Below are 1,692 nucleotides of genomic sequence, written 5' to 3' on the forward strand. Positions count from 1 at the left end.
CCTGATGGTCCACCATATTAATTTCATAGAACAATTATTTCGAGGTGTAGCGCAGTTTGGTAGCGCACGTGGTTTGGGACCATGGGGCCGGGGGTTCGAGTCCCTCCACCTCGACCAATTTATATTATGGTGGGTATAGCTCAGTTGGTTAGAGCGCCAGATTGTGGCTCTGGAGGTCGTGAGTTCGACTCTCATTATCCACCCCAATAAAAGAGTGGCGACATAGCCAAGTGGTAAGGCAGTGGACTGCAACTCCTTGATCCCCAGTTCGAATCTGGGTGTCGCCTCCATAAATAAAAAATGCGCCTATAGCTCAACTGGATAGAGTGTCTGACTACGAATCAGAAGGTTAGGGGTTCGAGTCCCTTTGGGCGCACCATATAAAATACCAGCACGGGATTATAGCTCAGCTGGGAGAGCACCTGCCTTACAAGCAGGGGGTCACAGGTTCGAGCCCTGTTAATCCCACCAGTAACCTCTAGTGAATTTCACTAGAGGTTTTTATTATAACCTTATTAAAATTTACAGAAAATGTATATGAATTGTATGAAATGTCAAGATTCATAATATATGGAATGTAAGGAGGTTATACTATGTCTAGAATAAATAAAGTTAACAAAGATAAGGATAAAGAAAAAATAATAAAAGAAATAAGAAGAGCTCAAATGGATGTAAGTACAGCAGAGAATTTTTTTCAAGTAGTTACAGATCCAGAGTTAATAGATGTAGCAATATATGAATTAGAGGCCAAGAAGTCTAGGTATCAATATTTATTGAAGGTAGCTAAAGAAAAGGGAGTAAAGAAATCCTTAAAAGAGTCTTTAATAGATGCAATGGCTAAGTAATTTTTAAAGGAGATGGTAATTTGTACATAGTATTTGGAAATGAAATAGTAGATAGTGCTGAGATAGGGGCAACTATAGAAGACAATAGTGATTTTATAGTAGAAAAAGATTTATCAAAAGGAACAAAGAGAGAAGATGTAGTGGCATTCCAATTAAGCATAAGCGTAGAAACTCTAAATGAATATTTAAAAGAAGACTATGATTTAGAAAGTATGGATTCAGAAGAATTATTTGATGAATATATGACAATAGCAGATGAAGCAGCTATGGAGCTAGAAGAGTATATGCCAGAAGAAACAATAGCTAACGCTAGATCTTATAAGTGGGATAATTCAGAGAATGCAATAAAAGTAATAATAGCTATAGCTCATGAAGAATTAGGAGAGTTAAAGTTATCAGATATAACAAAAAGATTATTATCACAAGTTGATTAATTAAATAAATTAAGGAAAATAATTGATTTGCTTTTTCTTAATAAATAAAAAGTATCTGTATGGTCAAAAAATAAGGCTATCTAGATACTTTTATTTTATTGAATGCATCTATGCTCTAAATATAGTTATATAAACAGATTAGAGGTATTTTATTAGTGTAGAAATTTAAATGATTTTGTATTAAATTTAAATAATAAAAAAATAAATCAAAATAAATTATAAAAAAGTATTGACGATATTATTTTGAGATGGTATAGTTATACTTGTCCTTAAGAAAAGGGCAAACAACAAAAAATGAAAGAGGCCGAAAGGTCACTTGAAGATGAACTTTGAAAATTAAACAGTAGGTTAATTTATAGAATTTGAAACAACCAAACAAAGCCAGATATATAACAGTATCTGAGCCCGTTAAA

General features: G+C 33.4%; 2 protein-coding genes and 5 tRNA genes. All 7 read left to right on the plus strand.

All coding sequences use genetic code 11. The features are described 5' to 3' along the window. The first annotated feature begins 40 nt into the window (after positions 1-40). The 7 genes from ACI48P_RS22165 to ACI48P_RS22195 all read left to right on the plus strand — a co-directional run bounded on the left by ACI48P_RS22165 (position 41) and on the right by ACI48P_RS22195 (position 1,279). Positions 41-117, plus strand: a tRNA-Pro gene (locus ACI48P_RS22165). 12 nt (positions 118-129) lie between these two features. Beyond that, positions 130-206: transfer RNA gene (locus ACI48P_RS22170), tRNA-His, on the plus strand. Positions 207-216: 10 nt separating this feature from the next. Further along, positions 217-290 (plus strand) — tRNA-Cys (locus tag ACI48P_RS22175). A 12-nt stretch (positions 291-302) separates the two neighbouring features. Beyond that, a tRNA-Arg gene (locus ACI48P_RS22180) sits at positions 303-379 on the plus strand. Between the two features lie 16 nt (positions 380-395). Then, positions 396-471 (plus strand) — tRNA-Val (locus tag ACI48P_RS22185). Between the two features lie 122 nt (positions 472-593). Then, positions 594-845 (plus strand): DUF2508 family protein, encoded by a 252-nt coding sequence (locus ACI48P_RS22190; protein WP_475219654.1) that lies wholly within the window; start codon positions 594-596, stop codon positions 843-845. A gap of 20 nt (positions 846-865) precedes the next feature. Further along, positions 866-1,279, plus strand: a complete 414-nt coding sequence (locus ACI48P_RS22195; RefSeq protein ID WP_475219656.1) for a hypothetical protein — start codon at positions 866-868, stop codon at positions 1,277-1,279. Positions 1,280-1,692: the final 413 nt, after the last annotated feature.

The organism is Romboutsia sp. LXY-2 (assembly GCF_056171995.1).